This window comes from Marinomonas sp. S3726 (genome assembly GCF_000967665.1).
Lineage (GTDB): Bacteria > Pseudomonadota > Gammaproteobacteria > Pseudomonadales > Marinomonadaceae > Marinomonas.
Window position 1 is genome coordinate 101,115 of sequence record NZ_JXYC01000032.1, and the last position, 26,235, is coordinate 127,349.

The window sequence follows — 26,235 nt, forward strand, 5'->3', positions numbered from 1 at the left end:
TGTTTTTGATAAAAGAGTGACCTTGTTCGAACAGAGGCCAATGCCAATGTTTAACACGTTTTTTGAAAAGAAAATCATGATGCACTCTAAATTCTTTAGCGTGCATCATATTAATTAAACGATAAGAACAAGAAAATCTAAACGCGCTTCCAAGCTGTTAACCCGTTTTCACTATCCCATGTTTGAGTAAAGTCAGAAAAGGCTTGTCGTTTAGCCCTAGATGTTTTCTTCGGTGTACCAATAGACAACACACCTAAAACCTCATCTTTCTCTTTTAAATTGAGAAGATAACGTAATGCATCATCAGACTCTAGAGTATGCCAAATCCCCGCAAAACCAAGTGCATGAGCCGCCAACAAAATATGTTCACAAGCCGCTGCACCTGAAAGCTGTTGGTCCAACACTGGCACATGATGCTCTAAAGTAAGGTTAGAACACACAAAGATCATCATGGGTACTGCGGCGATCTCCTCCACAAAAGCGTCAAGGTGCTCTTTTGACATACTGGTTGAATATTTCTCTTTCACCAACATAGACAGATCTTGAATCCCCTGTCCTTGCACTAGGATAAATCGCCAAGGTTTTAAATTTCCATGATCAGGCACTGTCATCGCTGCTTGCAGTATTGTTTCAATTTGCGCCTTATCTGGCGCAGGTGCAGCAAGGTTACCACGAGCATATGAGCGACGACTCATGAGAGTATCAATAGCATCCATTTATAACTTTCTTCCTCATAGACTTTTATACTTTTCTTTAAGCTGTTGCTGTTTTTTCAATCGGAGTGTGAAATAAAGAGTCCGTTTTGAGATCAAACGCACTAATACAACCTCGATCCAATCGATACACTTTATCAGCGGCATCAAAATAACGATCATCATGGCTAATAGCAATAATGGTTTTTCCTGCTGCTTTCAACTCAGGTAAAATTTCTCTGTAGAAAACATCTCGAAATACTGGATCCTGATCAGCTGCCCATTCATCCAGCAAGAGCACCTGTCTATCTTCCATATACATTAAGAGTAACGCCAAACGCTTACGTTGTCCCTGAGACAAAGAGGTCGTAGATAGCTTACCCTTCTCAATACTCACCTTATGATCTATGGCTAAACGCTTTAAGTAGTAATCGACTCTTTCTTTAAAGTAATCATTATCATGGTTACCTGAATTTGCTTTATGTGAACCATCTAACACATCATCAAATAGAAAGAAGTTCGGGAAAATAGTCGAGAAACAACTGCGATAATGGGCAACATTACCAGAAGTAACTGGCTCTTGGTTAAACTTAACAAGACCGTCTGTCGGCAAATACAAGCCCGTTAGTAACTTGGCTAATGTAGACTTACCACTACCATTCCCCCCCACTAAAAAGATCAACTCTCCTCGATTTAGCTCTAAATTCGCTGGCCCTAAGGTAAATCCAATTTCTTCTCCCTGACTTGGATATTGATAACAAGCATTAACCAAGGTCAGAGACTCAAACTTAGCTTCCACGACAGGCTTATCTGCACCGTTTCCTGTTTCTACATCTGTGCAATCAGCATCAGCAAGCTTTAATTTATCAATCGCTTTAAGGGCAACCGTTCCTCGAATTACTGAAGGAATCGCTTCAAGAATCATGGCGATGGGTGTACGTAAAAACATGGTTGTCAGTACATAACCAACCACCACATCCTGTGTGATAGATGCCTGAGTCATGCCCAAGAAAAAAGCCAAACCAATCAAACCGAACACCAGTACTGTGGTCCAATTTAAGTTAATCGCCCACAATAGATCTGCTTTAACAGCCGTATCCATAGCGCCTTTTGCCGCAGGTTCGAAGCGTTTATCAAATAAATGCTGACGCCTTGGTTGGCTTAAGCCCAATTCATTACGACCCTCAATCACAGCTTCATATTGCTCAAAGAGACGTTCATCATAACGACGCACATCCGCCATCATGACCTTAGTACGCCCCACTAACTTAAAGTCACCCCAGACTCCCAAGGCAACCAATACAAGGGTACAAAGAAACAATAAAGGCGAAAGCCAAGCCAAATAACTAATGCCTGCCAATAACAAAAGGCCATTGTAGAGTGAAATAGGTAATTGCTTGGTCGCATTAGCCACCATGGTGACATCTCGTGTTAGAACGTTATAGAGAGCGGGCCCTCCAAGCTGCTCCTGACGCTCTAATGAGGTATTTAGAATCCGCCTAACAAGTTGCAAGCGTAACTGATACACCATGCGGTGACCCAATCCGACTAATAAAGATTGAGACCAAACACCACTCATAAACAAAATGGCGACCATAACAACATAAGCAATGACAGTATTTGTCAAAGATTCAAAGCCATGTTCCAAGGCATGATTCACACCACCAATAATCATGACCCCTGCCACAGCACTTAAAGCACTCGCAACAATGGCCAATAACATAGTACGACGAGACTGTGCCAACAGCTGTTTAATCATCTCCACCTTAAAACTCTCCTCTGTATACCAACATTAGGCACTCTCTTTTTCTAAATCGTTAACAGGCTTAGTTAGCTGAATCTCATCAACTAATGTCAGCAATTGCTGCGCCATTTCGTTTGAAAACAAAATACTAAAATGATCTGACAAGATATTGTTTCCTATGACTTTATCTGAGGTAAAGGCACGCCATGCCTCTATTCCTGAGATATTATTATCACTGCACCAAACCCAAAGCGGCACATTAACAACTGGAATAGCTTGTGCATAGAAGATTTTTTTCAAAACCCAGCGCTGCAACACAGTCTGATAAACCCAATCCGTTGGTAACTCCTCTCCTAGTAACTGTTGAACATCAGGGTTATCAAGGGCTTCTTTAAGCACATGCTTATAATCAGCAGTAGCGGATGCTTTTGTTGTTAAATCATTAACTAAAAGATCGAGTTTTTTCGCATCATAATGCCCATTATGAATTGCGAGGTAGTGCTCTAAATCGGCTTTTATCTGCACAAGGTCATCATCTTGATTATCTAAGGTTTGCAATGGGTCATAATCAATAATAGAAACAGCCTTAATATCAAACCCTTCTGTTTGTAATCTGTGGGTTAAAAGCATCATATGACGAGCTGCTAAACTCCAACCTGCCAATACAATTTTTTCACCTTTAAGGGCATTAAATTGCTGAGCATAGTCATCCATGAGGTTTTCAAAATCACTTTCCTCTGCACTTGATAACAGCTCAGGATTAGACAAGACACCATAAATGTTGGCCTTGCCTGTTAAGTTTTCAAAAAGTGGCTCATAGTAGTTCACATGACCACCGTGGGAATGCATCACCACAATTGAAACGTCAGACTCTTCACTGCGACTTATTTCTACTAGGCGAGATTCAGAGGGCTTTTCATGACTTGATGCTTCACCGATAAACTCAGCAAGTGCTTCAACACTTTGTTTACGAAACAGTAAATCTGTTGGAAATTCCTGAGCAAAAATTTGTCTCATACGAGCAACCACTTTAATCGCAGCAAGGGAATGACCACCAATATCAAAAAACTTATCCGTCACACTGATACTAGGTTGCTGCAAAATCTCTTGCCATAACTCGCAGAGTGTTTGCTCAGTATCATTACGAGGTGCCACATAAGTACGAAGAGATTTTTGTCGCGCTTGCTCTAACAAATTGTGTCTATCCACTTTGCCATTCGCATTCAAAGGCAGGTATTTAACGCCAATTAACTGAGTCGGTACCATATAATCAGGCAGCTGCTCTGCCAACCAAACTTTAAGAGCCTCTTCATCTAGAACACCGCCCACATAAGGTACAGCAAAGGCGACTAAATGCGCTTGATCCCCCTCTCCTTGTAGTAATACTGAGCTGTGCTGGACAGTTTGATGAGATGCTAGAAGTGATTCAATTTCTTCCAACTCCAAACGAAATCCACGAATTTTAACCTGCTGATCCGCTCTACCAAGAATATCAATACTGCCATCTGCGCGACGCATGGCAAGATCACCCGATTGATAAAAGCGTCCACCAGCAACAAAGGGGTTTGGAAGATAACGGTCCGAAGTAAGATCAGAGGCATTCAAATAACCTCGACTTAGGTTAGACCCAGCAATATACAGCTCACCAACTTGTCCAGATATCACAGGGGTCATTGACTGATCTAAAAGGTAAACTTGCGTATCTCCCATAACCCCCCCGAGAGCAGCATCACCCGTATCTAAATCAACTTCATTCCACAATACCCCTACTGTCGTTTCGGTCGGGCCATAATGGTTAAACAGCTTACAACTCATTAACTCATCATCTTGATACGCTTTTAATTGAGCCAAAAGGCCATCACTGATTCGCTCACCACCTAGCACTAAAACTTGTTTTGGTAATAAAGCACTCGCATCAGAACCACTCAATAGCGCCGATAGATGAGAAGGAACAATTTTCAGACAATCTAATGGAGATTGTTCATAATACTTGGCCAAAGCGGTAGCGTCGGTACTTTCTTCACGCCCAATAAGATGCACACATCCACCTTGTAACCAAGCAGGAAACAACATGGTATTGCCTAAGTCCGCCATCAAAGAAGAAACAAGACCATAGTGCCCTTCTTTAGGTAGCTCTAATGCCCTAATCGCAGATTGACTATAGTGAAGAATATTTTCATGGGTGACTTGAACGCCTTTTGGCTTTCCTGTTGAACCAGAGGTATATAACAAATAGGCAAGATTACTGGGTTTTATATTCGCTAAAGTAAGCGACAATGTATCAGTGAGAGCCACAGTCTCTTCATAAGGTATTTCTGTAACAAGCTGAGACCAAGCCATCACTTCACTTTCATGCCCTTCTTTGAGTAAGACATCTGCAGAGGCTTTAACTGCCTGATCTAAATTGCTCTGAGCTACATCAGATGTGACAATCACAACGGCTTTAGCATCGTTCAAAATACTTTCGATACGCGCCTTAGGTAACTCAGGATCAATCGGCAAATACGCAGCGCCTGATTTCAACACAGCTAACATAGCAAGAACCAGCTCAGCGCTACGAGGCAAGCACAAGGCGACAACTGTTTCTGTTTTTACTCCCACTCTTACTAAATTCGTTGCAACAAGATCACTTTGGCGATCTAAATCTGCATAACTTAATAAGCTATCCCCCTCTCTTAACGCTGGCGCATCTGGATTATGTGAGGCATGTTGACGGATGCTCTCAACTAAACCTAATGTCAGGTCATGTGCTTTATCATCAGCATCATGTACATAAGAGCTAACAAGTGCGTTTTGCTCACTCTCAAGTAATGCGTTCAAGCAACCCAAAGGCTCATTTGGCGCACTCAAAGCTTGCTCCAGCATGACAGGTAATCTTTCTACTAAACAAACCATGGATAAAGCGCTGTATTTGCTCTCATCATAAGTCAGGACCCATTCACCAGCCCCACTTTCTGTGGCAACAAGCTGTAGTTGTAATGCATCCCCTTTAGGCAGGTACGCGCTAGTTTCAAGATTCCCAAGACTAGATTGCGTCACAAATTGAAAATTCACCGAATAGGCATTAACAACAGTCTCAGACACCTGTTGCACATATTCTTGATATTCAGCCTGCTCATCTAATAAAGGCTGAAAGCCCATGAGTGCTTTTTCCAAGCTCATTGCAGAGATATCGTAGAAAGGCACAGGCAGTCTCTGCTGCACCAAGCCAAAGCAATCGTCTAGCTCTTCATAATCGTCTCGACAATCATGATAATGACTTAGTTGGAATTGCTCTCGACCACTGACTCTTTGCAATAATGCGGCCCATGTGATTAACCCAATCGTCTGTGGCTCAACCTCCATTGTCTCAGATTTTTGCACTAGAAGGTTTTGCATTTCCTGGGAGAAAGGCACTCGCACACTTGCTGCTTTGCTTTCTGTTTTTCCTTCAACGCTTTTCTCTAGATTTCTGTCAAAACTGGCTAGACGTTCGTTCAGCTCAATACCAGGCAGATCCTGCCACTGAAAGCCTTTCCAGAAAGACACGGCATCCGCCGCATCTTCATCTTCTTGCAGTTCATTAATCCAGTTTGCATAGTCTAAATACTGCATTTCTGGCTCAATATCCGCTTCACGATCGCCTATTAGCACTTCACGAATACGCGCTGCCGTCCCTTCATCCAGCACAAGTTCTGAACCAATAAGAAGTAATCTATTTTGGCTATCTTCCCATTCTGAAGCTTGCACAAACCAAGCCAATAAATGCGGCTTCTCTGCTGCAAAAGTTTGCTCAGCTTTCACTTCGAGTTGTACTTTTTTGTCAGTCGATGCGCTGTTGTTAATGTCACCATTAGTAATGCCATTATTAACATCATCATTTTGAACAAGAGACCAATTTACACGCGCCGCCTGAACCTGTTGACGCAAGACATTGAAACCCTCAGGTATACTAAAATCTGTCGTTAAAGCTTGCTGGTTTTCCACCAAGATACGAAGACGTGATTCAACCTCATCTGAGACAGCATCCCCAAGGTTTAACCAGAAGCGTCTATATTTTGGCGACTCATCACCCTTCACTATAAGACTTTGTTGATAAGTAAGTGCGACACCCGCTTGATTATTGTCGTAGCTCATAATACTTCTTCCTTAACCTGAGTTTGGGCCTCAGCATTAACCTTTTCTTCTAGCTGCTCTCTATGGTAAATATCCCCCATAGCAACGGCCATTTTACGCGTCCCTTCAAACGGGTCTCTAGCATGAGCTGCCAACATATTATCCAACATAACAACATCACCATGACGCCAATCGAAACGCACTGCATTGGCTTCGTATAACTCGCTAATTAAATCAACGGTTGCTTGCTCTAATGGTTCACCATCCCCGTAATAAACATTGCGAGGTAAACCTTCTTCTCCTGCAACAGACAAGAAATGCTCACGAATATCAGCCTCCAAGAAGCTATAATGGTGCAACTGTATTTGATTAAAAAAGCTCATTTCACCCGTCACAGGATGGCTGATCACAGCAGGACATACCTGACTAATACGTAAAGTATCTTCTCCATACCATTCAAATTCGATATTGCCCTCACGACAAATAGCTTCAACCTGAGCGCGATCTTCTGTCTTAAAGAAATGCTGCCAGCTCACATCCAAGCCACTAAAATTACGGACGTATTTAAGCTGTTTTTCTTGTAGCTTCTTACGCACAGCTTCTGGTAATTTTTGGTATAAGGCACGGCAATCCACAATCGGCGTACAACCGCCTGATTCAGCCGCAATCTCACAGTAGAACCATTGTCGACGAGGCCACTTATGCTGATGAGAACTTTCGTTATGGAACATGATCATTTGATCATTGGGATAAGGTGTCGACTGATAGATTTTCTCACCCACTTCTTTCTTTGGAAGATCCCCGTATTGTCCAAATAACTCGGGGTAAATCCCCTCGCAGAAACGCTCAAACTCAACGGGTGTTGGCAAATTGAAGCCACGGAATACGATACCACCATGCACTTCTAACCATTCCATAATCAGAGCTTGGTTAGCTTGTGCCCATACATTAGGATCAAGACCTTTTTCATTGCTCTCCACTAACAAAGGAAAAGGTGCGTCATCATTTAAAGGGCGAGTACTCACAAGAGGCACTTTCACCGCTGGCGCCTCTTTGGTTTTTTTCATTTTACTAAGCTTGTTTAGCTTACGTTTTGTTGGAGATTTTGTGTCCATATTAGGGTTACCGTCTGCATTTTTTGTTAAAGCACTTCGTTTTAAAGACAGAAGAGGCACATTGATGTTTTTGACAATATTCTCAAGCAAGGCGAGTAAATCACGGCCTAAACGCTCCATTGTCGAAGTTTCGAAAAGTGACGTTCGATACACCCAGCGTAATGCCAGCTGCTCTCCCTTAGTCGTCGTTTCTTCACTGGCAAACAAAGCCATATCAAATTTAGAATGCTGTTGAACATTCATTCTTGGAGTGACTTGTAAATCACCTAAATCCTGTCGTGCATTAGGTGTATTTTGCATCACTAACAGCGCTTGTATTAGTGGGTGACTTCCCTGTATACGGGCAGGCTGTACCGCTTCGACAACACGATCAAATGGAGTATCTTGATAGCTAAAACCTTCAAGGCAAACTTGACGAACCTGCTGTAGATAATCTTCGAAAGAATGCATTGAATTAGGCTTCATACGCAGTGCGATTAGGTTGACGAAGAAGCCAATAATGTTCTCCGTATCGCCATGATCACGGTTGGCAACATCTGTTCCCATTACGATATCCTGTGATCCTGTTTCTAGATGCAGTTGCGCCGTATAAGCGGCCATCAGCAGCATAAACAAGGAACAACCTTGCTCATTCGCTAACTGATTAAGCGATGCGGTTAATGCCTCAGGAATAAGCAAATCTACCGCGCCCCCCTGGTCTCCAGCGGTTGCAGTACGAGAGCGATCTAAAGGTAGCGCCAATTGCTCTGGCATCCCCGTCAGGTGGCGACGCCAGTAGTCTAGCCCTGCTTGTTGTTTGGCACGGACCTCTTCGCTGCCTTGCCAAGCGGCGTAATCCAAATATTGAACAGGCAAGCTTGCTAAAGCCACACTTTGGCCCTGAATAGCTTGCTGATAAGCCTCAATAAGATCATTAATCAGCAAAGCCATTGACCAACCGTCTGAGGCAATATGATGCTGCACCAGCTGTACTAACCAACGGCTTTCACTTAGTTTGTAGAGTACAAGTCGTAAAGGGCTTTCAGCAGTTAAATCAAATGGCGTATTTGATGCTTCAAGGATCAAATCACCCACTATCACTTCACGTTGAACAGGACCTTCAGCAGTAAGGTCAACAACAGAAAAAGCAGGGGTTAAATCAGAATCAACACGCTGATACCCTTCGCCATTGGCATCCGCATGGTAGGTAACGCGTAAAATTTCGTGGCGCTCTGTAACAGCATAAAGCGCTGCTTGAATAGCATCCGTATTCAGTCCATTAGTTACTGTTTTTCCTAGTTCCGCTTCTGACTTACCTTGCGGTTTGTCGTCTAATTGAAGCGCCAGCTCGACCACACTACTCATATTGAAGCTTGCATCATTTTTCTTCAGTTGTTGCATAAACCAAAGTCGACGCTGCGCATCTGATAATGGCATCTTTTCTTGACGTTGTACTAATGGGATAGACTGATCAGAAACGTGATGCGAAAGCAAAGACAGGTGCTTTGCTAACTCGCTCAAAATAGGTGTTTCAAACAAAGTTTTCAGCGATACGTCATAACCTTGAGCACGCAAACGAGAACGCACCTGTGCAGCCATCAGTGAGTGACCACCAAGATTGAAAAAGTGATCTTGCTTATTTACTGTCTCTAAGTTCAGTAACGCCGTCCAAATATCACTGACAATGACTTCGTATTGGGTCAAAGCTTGCTCAGCTTGATCATTTAACGCTTTCTCACTTACCTCATTTAAACCAAACTGGCTTGTGACAGAAAGCTCACGTTTAGACAGTGCATTCCTATCTACTTTGCCACTGGCATTTAACGGCAAAGACGATAGCCATTCATACCCTTGTGGCAACATGTACTCTGGCAAAATTAAGGCTAATTCAGCTTGTAGTTTTTTGATGGTTTCTAAGGACTCAAAAGCTGAATGAGAATCCAACTCTGAGCTAGGCTCTGAAGTAGGCACAGCAACACACCAAGCAATCAGTCTTTCTTTTTCAATGGTAACGGCAGCTTGTTTAATATTTGGATTAGTTAAAAGTGCGGCCTCAATATCACCCAGCTCAATTCTAAATCCTCTTAACTTCACCTGCTGATCCACTCGTCCAACAAAATACAAGGTGCCATCTGCCAAGTGTTTAACCAGATCACCTGTGCGATACAAGCGACCCCCATCACCAAATGGATTTGGTAAAAAGCGTTCTGCGGTTAAATCCGCTTGCCCTTGATAACCTCGAGCAACGCCTTCCCCTGCAATATACAACTCACCAATGACACCCTGTGGAACAGGTTGTAATTGCGCATCCAGTACATGCAAATCATTATTCAACAAAGGTGCGCCAATGGGTGTCAGTGGCAAAGATGTATCTTGTACCAAGTAAGAGGATGACCAAACTGTCGTTTCTGTTGGTCCATAGACATTAATCAAATCTCGACATTGACGTTTTAGCTTGCTTGCCAACTCACTGTCTAATGCCTCACCACCCGCGAGCGCCACGACATTAGATAATGCATCATCCGACACCTCATCTAACAAGCGCCAACCAGACGGCGTTGCCTGTATCAAATCAATATCATGCTCTAATATTAAGCGACCAATTTGCTCCCCATCACGACGCGCGTCCTCATCAGCCAAAATAACAGCGGCCCCATTGGCAAGCGGTAAGAAAAGCTCTAGTCCTGCAATATCAAAGGTAATTGTGGTGAGTGCTAAGACTTTATTGAAAGGCGGTAAAACACGCTCCATCGCTCGCAAAAAGTTCGCAAATTGACGACGCTCAAGCTGCACTCCTTTTGGCACACCAGTCGAACCCGATGTATATAGGGTGTAAGCAAGAGACTGCTCCGGCACGACTAGCGCGGTATTAAGATTTGATTGAGTCGATAATTCTTCAGTGAGCGCATCCAAACTAATCGGAGTTAAACTATCAACGTCTAACGCTTCGAATGTCTGAATCGTGGTGCTGTCACATAAACAAAGTGTTGCACCCGAACGCTCAGCTATCATAGATAAACGCGCTTTTGGTTGAGCTGGATCGAGTGGCACATAGGCTGCACCGGCTTTTTGAATAGCTAAAAGAGCCACTAAAAGCTGACTATTTCTTGGCAAGCAAAGTGCGACTAAAGGTTCAGATAAGGGTTCTGATATGCCATTTTTTCTCACACCTTGCCCTATCAACCAATGGGCTAAACGATTTGCCTCATGGTTTAACTCTCGATAAGACAGCGCTCTATCACAAGCCTGTAAGGCTAATGCATCTGGCGTCGCTTCAACTTGGACTTCAAAACGTTGAATGAAAGCATCTTGCGAGTTTACTGAGTAAACAGCACCTTGCGCTTGGCCTTGTGCCATAGAAGGCAGTTGTAATTCGTGTAGCGCTTTTCTCACAGCACCATCAACACCCACCATTTGAGAGATAACAGCTTGATAGTCTTCAAAAATCTGTGTCACTGTCGCTTCAGAAAATACATCTCGATTGTATTCAAGCTGAACCCCAAGACTGTCTTGGCGGAACAGATTCAAACTCAGCTCGCTTTTACTGCTGATGTGCGTTTGCTCTATGGCTTCGATGGCTAAACCAGGTAAAGCAAGCTTTCTTTGCCCTTTTGTATCCACTTGATAATTAAACAATGTTTGGAACAAGGCAGGTCGCGCCATATTACGTTCTGGCTGCATAATCTCAAGTAAGCGCTCTAACGGAATCGATTCGTTAAGGTCTTCCATGGTGCGAGTCGCTGTCGCAACTAACCACTCATCTAATGGCAAACTGGCATCAATTTGACTGCGACACACCATGGTATTGATAAAAACACCGACCATATTCTGAGTCTGTGAATCATCTCGGCCAGAAACAGGCACACCAACGGCAAAATCATCTTGACCACTATAACGCCATAACAAAAACTTCCATGCGGCAAACAATAATTGGAATGGAGTAACGTTTAAGTTTTGCGCTTTCTGATCTAATTGGGCGATTAACTCAGTTGGTATAACACCTTCTACTCGGGCGCCATTATCTGTTTGCACTTCTGGATAAGCATAATCTGTCGCCAATGAAATCGTTTGAGGCATTTCTGTTAAACGTTCAAGCCAGTAAGACTCAACGCCAGAGGTTTGTTCTGCTTGTTTGGAACCAACCCAATCAATATAGGTAGTGCCTTCTGATTGACTAGACTCAAGCAGCTCAACTGAATGACCCGCAAGGCTTTGCGAGTAAAAAGCGAGGAACTCTTGTACTAACAAGCCCATTGACCAACCATCAGTCGCAATATGATGAATATTGATCAAAAGCTGATACTCAGGAAGAGAATCAGTACCCGGCAAGCAAAAGACATCCAAGGACCATAATAAGCCCGTTTCTAAATCAAATACGTGATTTTCCTTCTCTTCAACCAAGTTATCCAAACTAGCGTAAGACACTTGATGACAGGTAAAAGGAGAATCAACTTGATTCATTACTTGCTCAATTGGCAGTACCTGCTGCACAACTTGATCATCTTGACTGATAAAGCTTGTACGTAGAATGTCATGCTTATTCATAATGGCATGACAGGCGACTTCTAGCGCTTTAAGGTCCAGCTCACCCTTGATAGACAAGCGTTGCATTACATTCCAAGCACTGCTTTCTGGCGCAATTTGCTGCATAAACCAGATACGTCTTTGCGCATCAGATAAAGGCTGAGGTTGGCTTCTATCGACTCGCTTAAGCGAAGTTTGCTGCAAAGAAGAAGCCTTTTGGCTCTTATCTACTTGGTTCTTATCTATTGAAGCAATAGCAACGTCTTTGGCAGTTTCACCCTTATCAGAAGCAGCGTCAGACAATACATTAGCCAAAGCCATTGGCGTTTTATGTTGCGCCAATAATTTAGGAGACAAGGTCACCCCTGCAGTTCGAGCACGAGCAATTAATTGCAAACTCAGGATTGAGTCACCACCGGCTTGATAAAAATCGGCATTATGATCAAGCTCTGCCTTACTCAAAATATCTCGGTATAAATCCCTCAACTTGATAGCCACTGGATCTACCACAGAGTCTTCAACATCCGCTTCAGGTAATGGAAGACAAGATGCCATTGCCCTCAAGGTGCGATGCTTCATCACATTAAGCGGCGTCAAAACAGCACCTTGCTGTCGTGCTAAGCCAATAAGTTGAAGGCTTAGAATCGAATCACCACCTAGCGCATAAAAATCATCATCTAAAGCAACCGCATCAATTCCAAGCAACTGACACCAAATACCCGCTAATAAGGTTTGGTTAACATTCATCTGCAAAGCATCACTTTGCATTCCTGTATCAGTGGATGATGGCTTATTTTGTTGCTCTTCCCGATCAAGCTTGTCTAACTGAAGCCTCTCTAATTCAAAAGAAGCTTGATCAATTACTTTTTTACGATCTATTTTGCCGTTCGCGTTAAGCGCTATCTTGTCCACAAAAACAAGATTATCAGGCACCATGTAATCCGGCATGGCAGACTTCATACGAACCAATAATTCATCGGCTGTTTTGCTCTCATTGATATCCGTGTTTATATCTGTGCTTATATGCGTATTGGAGAGTTCAATGGCTGCAATTAATAAGGATCGTCCGTTGCGTTCAAGCACAAGCGCAGAAGCTAGAGAAACCTCAGCCTGAACTTGCAGCCAACCACTGACTTCACCTAACTCTAAACGATAACCACGTCGCTTAATTTGATCATCTAATCGGCCAAGGTACTCAAACACCCCTTGATTATTAAGGCGAGCTCTATCACCTGTTCGGTAATATCTTTGATTTGTGGCGCTGTTTGAAGAGCTAGCAACACTTTCTACAAAAGCTGCATTCAAATCCTTAGCTGCGGTTTGAGCTTGAGCATCCCCTTTTACAAAGTAACCGTTAGCCAGTTGCGGACCGCTAATACAAAGTTCACCCATTGCCCCTTGAGGTAATAAAACGCCGTTTTTAGCGCGAATTTCTAAACAAGATTCAGGTAAAGCTCGACCCAAAGGCGCAACCGAACTCATCCCTTCAAAAGAGTCAGTAATTTGATCATTCAGTTCGATATAACTCACGCCGACCGTAGTTTCACTCGGGCCGTAATGGTTGAAGACTGCCATGTCTGGCGCAAGGCTATGAAGCTGATTTAATAAGGCCTCATCCATCCCTTCACCACCACTGATCAAGGCACGCTTTGGCAATATGTCAATTGGAGAAGAGACACTCAGTAGACCTTTCAAATGAGAAGGTACAATTTTTAGATAATCCGCTGGATGCTGACGTAAAAATTCCGCTAATTCAGGTGGATTAAAAGCAAGCTCTTCTTCTGGTAGCAATAAGGTTTGCCCCTGATAAAGTGCTGCTAGCACAGAGGTTAAGCCCAAATCTGCTGCCACGGTCGCCAGCGTTAACCAACGCCCATCCTCTACAGAAAGAACCGCTTGAGAGATAGCTGCTGAATAATGGGCTAGTGCACCATGAGAAACTAATACGCCTTTTGGTTTGCCTGTTGAGCCAGAGGTATAAAGAATGTAAGCAATGTCTTCAGGTGCTATGCCCTCAGAAGCAAGGTCAAGAACCGAGATATCAGCGGTAGCAGTCTCATCACTTTGTACGTTTAAGTCATTCCATGGGGCCAATGAAAGGCTAGAAACACCTTCACTTTGCCCATTTTCGATACTAAATAGCCACTTAGTGTGCTCAGAGTAAGAAGCATCACTTGGCAACAGGGCGTGAATCACTAATGAAGTATTTGACTCTTCTACCAAGTCTTTAAGTCTTTGCTCGGGCTGTCTTGGATCTAACATCAAAGCAATGGCGCCTATACGCCAACAAGCAAGTAAACTGGCTATTTGACGTGCTTCTCTTGGCATTAAGATGGCAACGTTATCGCCTTTTTTGATGCCTTTTTGATTAAGCTGAACCACAAGGTTTGTCACAACTTTATCAAGTGCTTGATAGGTAATTTGTTGCTTGCCAGTATCGAGCGCAATACGCCCATTGTGTTCAGACTTTGACCAATGTCCCATCACCTGATTCATCAATTGAGCCTTATGAGATAAGGTCTCGCCAAGCTGATGACTTAAGCCTGATGTCAATGCAACCTCAGATAAACGTATCATTGGCTTAGCTAAAGTCTGCACTAATATCTGTTCTAGATGATTAAGCAAACGAGCCACTGTTTTCGCATCAAACAGCTCAGCGCTATACTCCATCTCAAGGCGAATATCACCGCCTGATGGCTCCAACACTCGTAAGGTTAAATCAAAGCGTGCATGTCGCTGCTCTGGCACTATGATATCAACTTGTGTACCAGGTAAGCTAACACTCTGACTGTCAGGCAATGCCACATGGACAAACATGACTTGAAACAGAGACTGGGCCGCTTCTGCTACTTTTTCGTCATCAGATTTAAGCAAGTCGTGTAACTGCTCAAGCGGTAAATCTTGATTATCAAAGGCACCGGCTGTCACGGTTTGAGTGCGCTTCAACGCCTCATCAAAACTCGGATTAGCATCCAACTGTTGGCGCAATACGAGCGTATTTAATAAAGGCCCGACCAAGGGTCTAAGTTCTTCTCGACCACGGCTTGCAACAGAACTACCAAAACAAAAATCGGTTTGTTGGCTGTAGCTTGATAACAACCAGCTAAAAGCCGTTTGAAAATAAATATACAGGGTATTATTGGTGTCATTGACCCTTTTTCGTAGGGACTCTGAAAACTCATGGGGCAAGGTAATCCCTTGCACAGCACCTGCATAACTGCGTTCATGATTGGGTTTGCGTGTACGGTCAAAAGGTAAAGCTAATGATCTTTGGGCGCCCTCTAAGTTTTGCTTCCAATAATCACACTGGCGCTGATAATCATCCCCTTCCAGCCATTCAGCTTGCCAACTGGCATAATCCGAATATTGAATCGCCAGCTCAGGTAATTGCAATGCCTCACCCTGAGTGCTCTTACTGTCTACTGCAGCACTATAAAGTAAGCTAAGTTCCTGATTTAATTGCTGAGATGACCAAGCATCGAAGGCCACATGATGTATGGTGAAGAACACCCAATAACTCACATTATCATCAGTCTCAGAGCTATTTTTCAAAGAGACATCTTCAAAGGACTCATCTTCCAAGGACACTTGATAAAGCTCGACTCTTAAGGGGTGTTCATTACCTAGGTCAAAAGGCACCTCAAGTTCTTGCTCATACTGTGTTTGATACCAGTTTTTCAGTGCAATATCATTCGCCAAGGAAACGGCTTTTGGCGCTAATGATAAGTTAGGTGCTGGTATCACTTCAGGTGTCCAGCTTCCCCTATCATCCATAATGTATCGAGTGCGTAATACTTGATGACGCTCAATAAGGGCTGTAATGGCTTGCGTTAGTGCCTCTATATTTAAGCCATTATCAAATCGCAGTACCGAGCAAAGGTTATACAGCGCCCTAGTTGACATCTGTTCTGCAACTAAAAAGCGCTGCTGAGCCAATGACAATTGTGTGCCCGATTGCTCTGTCGGTACAATAGGTAGTTGCCAACTATCAATACCTTGTTGGGCAAGTTTTTCACGAAATAATTGCCTTTTTTCTTTAGGAAGGCTCGCTAAACGTTTCGCGATGTCTAAATAGCGTGTTTGTTTCATATCAAAAAGTATTCCTAATCTTCAAATTCACTGAGCAACTGATCCATAAAGTCCAGCTCATCATCTTGTTGCTCATCAGAGCCAGTAATTTGTTCTGCTAATGCAGCAATTGTCGGTTTCTCAAAAAGGGATTGCAGTGCCAAACGAATGCCAAACTCGGCTTCCACTTTCGCGATCATTTGCATAGCCAGTAAAGAGTGACCACCTAGTGCAAAGAAGCTATCTTCTGCTCTTGGTGAGGTGCCAAGTAATGCCTGCCAAATATCAGCAAGACAGTGTTCAACATCCCCTTCTAGCGCGCGGCTTTGCGCCATATTTGATGTGCTTTGAATCTCAAGTTCTGAGGCTTGAGAAGTCAACGCTTTACGATCAATTTTACCGTTACTGTTAAGGACAAACTCACTCACACAAACACACTGGTAAGGCACCATGTAAGCAGGTAGCTCAGCCTCTAATCGTTCACGCATGGTTAGGCTGGAGATACTTTCTTGTGTTTGCAGGAAGGCCACTAAACGCTGTTTATCATCTGCAACGACAACAGCCTCAGACACGCCCTCAAATTTGCGCAAGCTGTTTTCAATCTCACCAAGCTCGATACGGAAGCCACGAACCTTAATCTGAAAATCACTGCGACCAATGTATTCAAGCACGCCATTCACACCAAGACGCACAAGATCGCCCGTTTTATATAAACGTGAGCCATCTTGGCTAAATGGGTCTGGCATAAAGACGCTCGCAGTAAGATCTGGGGCATTTTGATAACCACGTGCCACACCTTCACCCGCTATATACAATTCACCGGTTGCACCAAGTGGCACAGGCTGCAAATGATCATCCAATATGTAACAGCGGTTATTCAGAATAGGCGTACCAATGGCAGCCACACCGTCTTCGCTTATGCCTTTTTCAACAACACCTTTCTCATTGAACGAAAGAGTCGTTGACCATATTGTGGTTTCAGTTGGCCCATAGGCATTGACTAGAGTGACACCTTTTTCCATCAGCTTTTTAGCCAGATAGTTAGGTACTGCCTCTCCTCCAACAATGCCTTTCAATGCTGGCCAAACAGCGTCATTCTTGGTCAATAGCATTTGCCAAGTTGTCGGCGTCGCCTGAAAGACTGTGGCTTGACTGAGCAGCTCAAACAAAGCATCAACGTCCATAGTTTGCTGGCTATCAGCTAACAAGAGCGTCGCACCTTGTAATAGCGGTAAGTAGATTTCGAGGGCACTAATATCAAATGAGGTAGTCGTAACCGCCAACCAAGAATCCGTTTCAGAAATGGCGATTTTTTGTCCCATACCATGAAGGAAGTTCGCTAAGTTACCTCGACTAATAGCCACCCCTTTAGGCTTACCCGTAGAGCCCGAGGTGTAAATCACATAGGCTAATTGGCTATAGTGAATGCTTCTAGATGGGTTTAGATTCCAATCATGATTGATCAAAACACCCTCTTGATTGAAGGCTAAACCACCTTCACTAGGAAGGGAGTTCAGAGAAAGTACATCAACACTAGAGTCAACCAAACCACTGTTTTCTTTCTGAGTGATTAACAAACTAGGTTTTGCATGCTGACAGATATAACTCAGCCTTTCTGCAGGTTGAGCAGGATCAAGTGGAACATAAGCCCCCCCAGCCTTTAATACAGCTAGATGAGCAATCAGCACTAGCGGGCCACGATCAAGCAAGATAGCCACTTTTTGCTCTGCCCTTACCCCTTTATCCATCAGATAATGAGCAAGTTGATTAACCTCAGAATTTAAGCGACGATAACTCATAGATTCATCATGGAAGCGAATAGCGATCGCCTCTGGCGTGCTTTCCAACTGTGATTCGAAACGACGGACCAAGTCATAATCGTCTTTCAGCTCACCGCTTGTATCATTAAAGCCTTGTCCTAACGTCTCGTCTAAATTGCCATTTAAATGGCCATCTGATTCGGACAATATCTCTATTTGACATAAGCGTTTTTGCGGCTCAGACAGCATGCCTTTCAACAGGTTTAGATAGTGGCGAGCGTAACGCGCTATGGTGTCTTGCAGGAATAATTCGCTGCTGTATTCCAACACACAGAACCATTCACTTTCGCCTTGCTCAATCTGCATTCCGATTTCACTCAACGCTGTACCTTCATCTAACTTGATTCGTTCAGTAGTGAAGCCAGCAAAGTGAGAATCTGAATCCAATTGAATCAGATTAAATAGAGACTGGAACAAAGGTGCACGGCCGTTATCTCTTGGTAAATCAAGTGCTTCAACCAGCTGTTCAAAAGGAAGATCCTGATTTTGCTGCGCCTCTGTCAGAGTTTGCTGTAGACGCTCCCAGCTTGTTTCCACACTATCCTGTAACGTAAGTGGCGCTTTAACCACTTGGGTAGAGGCAAAATAGCCAATTAATTTGCCGCTATAAGCCTGTTGACGATTCGCCACTGGGATACCAATCTGAATATCATCTTGGCCACTGTGACGAGACAGCAATAACTGCCATGCATTAAGTAAAGGAACAAAGGCTGTCACCTGACGTTGTGAACTTTGCTGCTTTAGCTGAGCCACCAGATTCTCAGGTAACTTGAAACGATAACGCTGACCTTCAGAACTCAACTGTTTTGGTCGAGGGAAGTCCGTCGGCAAGTCCAATAACGGCTGCTCGCCTGCTAGTTTCTCTTTCCAATAGTTAAGCTGCTGCTGAAGCGTGTTACGGGTTTCAGAACCTTGCCACCAGCTTGCATAATCACCAAATTGATAAGGCAGTGATTCACGTTCTTCAATATTGAGTACATCTGCCACTGAGTCAGAATACAAAGCCTGCAACTCATCAAAGAAGACTTTTAAAGACCAAGCATCTGCAATGAGATGGTGCATACACAGCTGTAAAACATGCTCTTCACCTTGCTCAGATTCAAGCACGTCTAAACGCCATGGTGGCTTTTCTTCTGGGGTAAATGCTTGATTAGATAAATCACGCAAAGTATCCACCAATAATGTCTCACTCGCCTGTTCAAACAAGCTCGAATCAAGAGTATGTACATTAAGCGGTACCATAAGATGACAAGTCTCTGTGCCAGCAAGTACTTCTTGATACAAGTCGCCGTCTTGCTCTACAAAAATAGTACGTAGGCTATTTTGCTCTGACATTAATACGGCTAGCGCCTGTCGTAGGGCGGTTAAATTAAGCTTACCTTTCACTCTTAAAGATAAAGTCAGCTGATAAGCTCGGCTTGCACCGCTGAACTTTTCTAAGAACCAAAGACGTTTTTGCGTCGCATGCATAGGAAACAGGTTCGCACCTGATGATGCTTCAGCCATCTTACGAGACGGGATAATGAAAGGTCGGCTATCATCTGTCGACTGTTCAAGCAGCTCAATCTCTGCCGCTAGAGACATTAAGGTCGGCTTTTCAAATAGGCTACGAAGCGGCACATCCACCGCAAAGTCTTCTGCCAAAGCCGCCACAATACGTGCAGCTAATAGGGAATGACCACCGAGCGAGAAGAAATTATCTTCACGGGCAATGTCCATTTGCTCACTGTTATTATCAAGAGTCTTATCAACAAGCTCATCAGTGCGACCCAACAAGACCTGATTCCATATGCCAGCAAGACGTTTTTCCCAAAGGCTTTGAGGGGCTGTTCTCTCGCCGGTTTGAGACTGCGCACTCGCCAAACTCGGAAGAGCCAAAGTCTGTAGTGCTGCTCGGTCTACCTTGCCATTGGCATTTTGTGGCAAGACTTCTAGCCATTGCCACAAAGTAGGCACCATATATTCAGGCAGACTCTTGGCAAGATGCTCGCGCAAGGCAGTAGATTCGTCTTGCTCACCGCTCCAATAAGCGACTAATTTTGCTTGATCACCTTTGCCCTCTAACAAGACAACCGCATTATCAACACCATCAAGTTGAGGCAACAAGGCTTCTATTTCACCTAGCTCAATCCTGAATCCACGCAATTTCACTTGGAAGTCATTTCGTCCTAGATAATCTAACGTGCCATCAACTCGACGACTCACTAAGTCACCTGTCTTATAGAAACGTTCATGTCCAGCAAGTGCAGCGCTATAGGGATTAGCAACAAAGGCTTTTTCGGTTAAGTCAGCGGCCTTATGATAACCAAGACCTACACCGTCCCCACTCAAATAAAGCTCACCGGTTACACCCACAGGCACAGAACGCATTGCGCCATCTAAGACATGGGCAGATAACCCTTTTACTGCCTTACCGATTGGTAGCGTTACACTCGCTGTTGCACCATCACAATCAGCAAGTGTGACAGGATGGAAGGTAGAATAAACCGTCACTTCTGTCGGGCCATAGCCATTAATCAGCTTTGCGCCACGCATCAAAATTTGACGACCTAGTTCTGCGCTCAAGGCTTCACCACCAGCAATTGCCGTCACCCCATCAAGGGAGCGACGAGAGCGAGCTAACAACATACTCCAAGTGGCAGGTGTTGCTTGCATTAAGCTGACAGGGGTGTGATTTGCAGACGCATCAAGCAACTGATCCAAGAGACGAGGATCTTTCGCTTGTTCATTGGTTGCGACCAAGATGCTGGCGCCCTGTGTCAATGGATACAAGAGCTCAACAATGGAAATATCAAAGCAATAGGTTGTCAGAGACAGTACCTTGTCCTTCGCAGAAAGCGGAACACGGCCTGATAACTCACGGCATAAATGCCCAAGGTTATCGATACTGATCTCCACCCCTTTCGGTCGCCCTGTTGACCCTGATGTGTACAGAATATAAGCCAGTTGATCTGGCTTTTCTGTCTGAATCAGCCGTTGCTCTTCTGTTACTTGGCTATCGTTACCATCATTGGCTAATTCAACCCAAGTCTCAGCACCTATAGCCAAACAAGCTAACTCAGGCTGAAGCTCTGTTACCTTGCTTTGATATTTCCCATTCACCAAACAGAGCGTTGGGCTTGAGTGCGCTAAAACATAAGCCATACGATCTGCTGGCCATTCAGGTTCAATCGGCACATAGGCAGCACCAGACTTAAGCACCGCCAAGATACACACCAACATATGTTGATCTCTGTCGACACAAAGAGCGATTCGATCACCTTGTTTGATGCCTGATTTCTGTAACTGAATCGCTAAACGATCACTATGCTTATCAAGCGTGGCATAAGTAAGCGGGCTTGAACCCGCTTCTCCACCTTGAACACCAATAGCATCAGGCTGATTTCTAACCTGCTCTGCAAACTGACTCAAAACACTCTTGGCCTTAGGAGTCAACTCAACGTCTAATATCTCAGCAGCAGCCGGTTGCCATAAATCCATTTGAGTCAGCTCAGACTCTGGGTTCTCAAGCATCCATTCCAAAATACGCTCAAAGTCATTCGCCATACGAATAACCGTATCTGGATGGAACAACTCAGTACTGTATTCAAAGCTTAAATTAAATGTCCCTTCATGGGCCTGTACATCCAGTTTAAAATCACATAATGCCGTTTCTGGACGGTTATCTATGGCATCTACCTCAAGGCCACCAAGATCTAATTGATCTAGCGCCTTACCAGACAGGTAATTAAACATGGATTGAAATAGCAGGTTATAGCTTGTCTGACGATCAACGCCCAACTGGTCAATCAAGTAATCAAAAGGCAAGTCTTGATTCGCTTGGGCTTGTTGCGCCTGCTCGACAATCGATTCAATTAACTGCTCAACACTTTGAGTCGGCGTTAGATCAGCGCGCTGTACCAAGGTATTAATGAAGCAACCAAATATATCTTGTGTCTGTGCATGGTGACGGTTAGCCACTGGCACACCAATCAGAATATCTTTTTGACCACTGTAAGCACCTAATAGCAACTGGAATGCCGCCATGGTAGAGGCAAAATGACTGCGCCCTGCCGTGCGATCAAAGTCAGTCAGCTTTTGGGCAATACTCGCTGACAAGGTGGTCACATAACGTTTGCCTTCTCCACTTGGCTGTTCTGGTCTTGGATAGTCGCTACTAAGGGATAAAACAGGCAGTGCTAATGACTCATCAGGCGTCGACTGCTCTTTTGGCTGAAGCTGCGTTTTCCAGTAGTCTAGTTGCGATTCTAAATGGCCATCATCCATCAGCTCTCTTTGCCAAAGTGCATAGTCTGAGTATTGTAATTCTGGGGCTACCAAAGCAACGGCTTGGTCATTCACAATGGTTTGATAAATTTTGCAGAACTGGTCAACCAAAAGACGCAAAGACCAAGCGTCAGCGATAATATGATGACAGTTAAATGCCAACACTTGGCTGTGCTCAAGCTCATACAAACTCACACGTAACAAAGGACCTTGATCCAATGAAAACGGCTGCATGGCATCCGCTTTGAGCGCTTTATCTAAGACTGCAGATTCAGATAAGGATTCATTCTCTGTTTCTAGGTGCGATACAGAAATTGAAATGTCACCCTTTGGTGAAATCACCTGAACAGGTTCACCCTGCTCAACGACAAAGTGAGTTCTCAGAATATCATGCTGAGAAATAATACTATTCAGGGCTTGCTCAGCCACAGTCACACTGAGTTTTTTGCCTTCAACCGTTTTATGAACTCGAATCGCTGCCGGTAAATTGTAAGCGGCACTTTCTGGGTCCAATTGCTGTAAGAACCACATGCGTTGTTGTGACCAAGAGAGTTTTACATTCTCATTTTGGCTGGAAGGCTTGTTATTCTCTTGCGCAGATTTCAGTGGTGGCAGTGCATTTTGCCCCTCATTCGCGTCAATCCAGCTCGCCAGTAAAGCAATTGTCGGCTGTTCAAATATACTTCGAAGGGGCACCTCTTGGCTCAATAAGCGCGTTAATTGTCCCGCCATTTGAGTGGCTAATAAGGAGTGTCCACCCAGCTCAAAGAAGTTGTCATGGATACCAATACGATCCAAGCCAAGCAACGATTGCCAAGTCTCACATAAGGACACTTGTAAATCCGTTTTAGGCGCAACATAGCCTGCCCCTAGTTGTTTGTTAAAGTCCACACTCGGTAGCTGCTTACGATCGACTTTACCGTTGTTATTACGAGGCAGTTTTGGCAAGCAAACAAACGCACTCGGTACCATGTAATCAGGTAAACCTTGAGCCACAAAATCACGCAGTTCGCTCCAGTTATTTTGCTCATTCTGCTCTTTTGCAGCACTATTTAGCGTCTCACCTGCTATGTATGCCACCAGCACTTTACCGCGTTTTTTGTCATTCGCCGCAAGCAATACCACTTCATCAACATCTGGGTGCTGAGCCAATCTAGACTCAATTTCACCCAACTCAATACGATAACCACGCACCTTAACCTGATAATCGACTCGCCCTACATATTGCAAACTACCATCTGCTAAGTAACGGGCAAGATCACCCGTACGATATAAACGCTCGCCATTATTCGAAAACGGATTCGGTAGGAAAACACCTGCAGTACGCTCAGGCTCATTAAGATAACCACGACCAATGCCCGTACCTGCCACGTAAATTTCACCAATCGCACCGATTGGCACCAACTCAAGGTCAGGGCTTAATAAATAAAGACGGTTATTCGCTGTTGCAGAACCAATTGGCACGTGCAGTACTTGGTCACTAAGGCGATCCACAATAGGATAAAAGGCAACATCATCTGAACACTCAGCCGGGCCGTAGGCATTCATTAAAGGAATAGCAGGATATTGCTCTATCCATTGCTGAGCCAATATGGGCGGTAAGGCTTCACCTGTTGGTAAGACCCATCTTAGTGTCGACAAAGACAACTTAGAGTCTGGTGTTTCAGTAGCAAGCATGCCTTGAATTAAGGCTGGCACTGGCTCTAAGACGGTGATACCACGACGATCAATTTCAGTGACTAATCGAGCAGGATCTTGGCTTATACAATCAGGCAGAATTTCGACTCTTGCCCCAAGAATAGGCGCAATCAAAAACTGCCAGACAGAGATGTCGAAACACTGAGAGGCAGTTTGAGCAATGACATCCTGATCGGTTAATTGCAAAGGCGCAAATTTACCCAGCATATTATTCAACATGCCATTTCGGGTCACCATGGCACCTTTTGGTGTTCCGGTAGAGCCTGAAGTGAAAATCACATAGGCTAGGTTTTGCCCAGCCAGCTTATGATCTGGCGTTTTAGCAGAATCAAAAACAAATTCACTGTTTATAGGAGAATCACAATTAGTAGACCATTCGCCTGCCTCATAGGTTGCGACACTCGGTTTATCAGCATCTAAATCTCTCTCTGACATGGCAGATTCTGACAAAGCACCTTCTGACAAAGCTTCTAGGGCCAAGCCTTCAAACTGACGATTAGCCAATACTAAGCTTGATCGGCTTTGTTTTAAGACTTGAGCAATACGTAATGAAGGATGACTAGGATCGAGTGGTAAATACGCAGCCCCAGATCTTAGTACCGCTAAGATCATGACCAGAAAATCGCTATTACGCTCACCTAACAGTGCAACCACGCTATCTAGTTTGACTCCTTGCTGAATTAAATTCTGAGTCAAGGCATTAACTCGTTGATTCAATGACTCATAGGTCAGTGTTGTTTCACCATCACTGACTACGATTTTATTTGGATTAGCTTTAACTTGCGCATCAAAACGCTCAATATAGCTCTCGCCCAAATCAAACTTGTCACCTTCAGACCATAGTTTTTGCTGCTCGACTTCTTCGGCTTGCAACATAGGCAATTGACTCAAAGTCGCCTTTGAATCAAGCGTCAACATAGACAGCAATAGGGTTTTAAAGTGGCCCAACATGATACTTACTGCATCATGGGAGAAGTCTTGGCCTTGATAGGTCAATTGCAAATGCAGAGACTCACCAGGAATAATCACCACAGTAATTGGGTAGTTAGTATGGGTTCTGTTAGTCGCATTTTGGACGATAAACTCAAGGTTTTCCTGACTCAAACCCGCATCCATTGGTGCGTTCTCAAACACGAACAAACTTTGAAATAGATCCTGCCCCTCAACATCGCTCCATTGTTGAATATCAGCTAAGGAGCTGGTTTCATGCTCACGCAAAGCAAGGTTTTCAGTTTGTAAGGCACGCAGCCATTCACCTAAAGAAGCGGTTGGGCTGACATTCCAGCGCAGCGGCAAAGTATTAATAAACAAGCCAACAATGGATTCAATACCTTCCATATGCGTCGGACGACCTGCCACAGTCACACCAAAAAGCAGGTCTTGCTCACCACTGTATCGGTTTAGCAATAACGCCCAAGCTCCCTGTATTAGGGTATTAAGCGTCACTTTATTTTGTGCCGCTAAAGCTTGTAGTTTGGCAGTGTCATCAACACTTAGATGCTCGACAAGGTCAACAACAGAATCAGCCTCTAAATATTGTTTAGGCTCACGGATACCAAGAGATGTAGGCACATCAAAACCAGCGAGCCTTTGCTGCCAAAAACCTTTGTGGGTATCAGCAGGTTGTTCACGTAGCCAACGAATAAAGTCTTGATAAGGACGTGGTTTTGGCAGTGTTACCAGCTCTCCTTTTGCAAAAGCACGGTAATAAGTCAAAAAGTCCATCATGATTAATGAGAAGCACCAAGCATCCATCAAGATATGATGATAGCTACGGACAAACTGATAACGCTTTTCATCCAGTTGAATAAGACGCACACGCATAACTGGCGCTTTATTAAAGTCCAGCTCTTCTTGTCTTTCTTGGGCTAACAGAGCTTCTAACTTTTGTTGCTGCTCTTGCTCACTGACACCACGCCAATCCATTAACTCAACAGGTAAATCAACGTCTTTAAAAACAACTTGCAAAGGACGCTTTTGTTGCTTCCAGACAAATGCCGTTCTAAGCAGTTCGTGACGCTGTACTACCGCATTCCAAGCTCGCTGAAACGCCTCAAAATCAAGAGATTCCATCTCCATAACGTGGCGATATTGTAGTAGATACATACCTTGTTCAGGGTTCATCAAGGTATGAAATAACAAGCCTTCTTGCATAGGGGCAAGTGGGTAAATCGATTCAATTTTATTCGACAAAGCATTCATTTCTGGTGATGCATGAGAAATTGAAGTCATTA

The 26,235-nt window shown here is 44.0% G+C and carries 5 protein-coding genes; all 5 read right to left on the minus strand.

What is annotated here, in order from left to right:
* Window positions 1-137: 137 nt before the first annotated feature.
* The 5 genes from TW85_RS21325 to TW85_RS21345 are packed head-to-tail and all read right to left on the minus strand — an operon-like array spanning window position 138 to window position 26,233.
* Window positions 138-716, minus strand: a complete 579-nt coding sequence (locus TW85_RS21325; protein ID WP_046019169.1) for a nitroreductase — start codon at window positions 714-716, stop codon at window positions 138-140.
* 37 nt (window positions 717-753) lie between these two features.
* Complete coding sequence (locus TW85_RS21330) at window positions 754-2,451, minus strand: cyclic peptide export ABC transporter (RefSeq protein ID WP_084616466.1); 1,698 nt, start codon at window positions 2,449-2,451, stop codon at window positions 754-756.
* 33 nt (window positions 2,452-2,484) lie between these two features.
* Window positions 2,485-6,552, minus strand: coding sequence for an amino acid adenylation domain-containing protein (locus TW85_RS21335; RefSeq protein WP_046019171.1), 4,068 nt, complete (start codon window positions 6,550-6,552; stop codon window positions 2,485-2,487).
* Window positions 6,549-16,238: a non-ribosomal peptide synthetase gene (locus TW85_RS21340; protein WP_046019172.1), complete on the minus strand. Its 9,690-nt coding sequence runs from the start codon at window positions 16,236-16,238 to the stop codon at window positions 6,549-6,551. Before TW85_RS21340 ends, TW85_RS21335 begins: the two co-directional genes overlap by 4 nt.
* 14 nt (window positions 16,239-16,252) lie before the next feature.
* Window positions 16,253-26,233, minus strand: a complete 9,981-nt coding sequence (locus TW85_RS21345) for a non-ribosomal peptide synthetase (RefSeq protein ID WP_238326276.1) — start codon at window positions 26,231-26,233, stop codon at window positions 16,253-16,255.
* Window positions 26,234-26,235: the final 2 nt, after the last annotated feature.

Coding starts and splice junctions, on each gene's coding strand:
- TW85_RS21325 (WP_046019169.1), bottom strand. CDS start 716: ATGGATGCTATTGATACTCTCATGAGTCGTCGCTCATATGCTCGTGGT.
- TW85_RS21330 (WP_084616466.1), bottom strand. CDS start 2,451: ATGATTAAACAGCTGTTGGCACAGTCTCGTCGTACTATGTTATTGGCC.
- TW85_RS21335 (WP_046019171.1), bottom strand. CDS start 6,552: ATGAGCTACGACAATAATCAAGCGGGTGTCGCACTTACTTATCAACAA.
- TW85_RS21340 (WP_046019172.1), bottom strand. CDS start 16,238: ATGAAACAAACACGCTATTTAGACATCGCGAAACGTTTAGCGAGCCTT.
- TW85_RS21345 (WP_238326276.1), bottom strand. CDS start 26,233: ATGACTTCAATTTCTCATGCATCACCAGAAATGAATGCTTTGTCGAAT.